The sequence below is a fragment of the Shigella sp. FC1967 genome, assembly GCF_001743005.1.
Lineage (GTDB): Bacteria > Pseudomonadota > Gammaproteobacteria > Enterobacterales > Enterobacteriaceae > Proteus.
The window spans coordinates 1-249 of the sequence record NZ_MIIZ01000281.1; the positions used below are offsets into that span (position 1 = coordinate 1).

The window sequence follows — 249 nt, forward strand, 5'->3', positions numbered from 1 at the left end:
GCCGTAAAGCCCGAATACAGCTTGCAGGTGTACACGAACGGGTAGCCAATGCCCGTGCTGATTTTCAACACAAACTCTCTCGTGCAATTGTTGACGAAACCAAGCGGTAATTGTCGAGACACTGAAATCGGCGAATATGATGAAAAACCACTGTCTGGCTCGCGCTATCGGAGATGCAGGCTGGCATGGTTTTATCACAAAGCTGGAATATAAAGCCGTAGAAAAAGGCGTCCATCTGGTAAAACTGGA

1 pseudogene is annotated in these 249 nt (G+C 47.8%); it reads left to right on the forward strand.

The features are described from left to right. Nucleotides 1-249 (forward strand): annotated as a pseudogene (locus BHE89_RS02560) (IS200/IS605 family accessory protein TnpB-related protein); the annotation flags it as partial.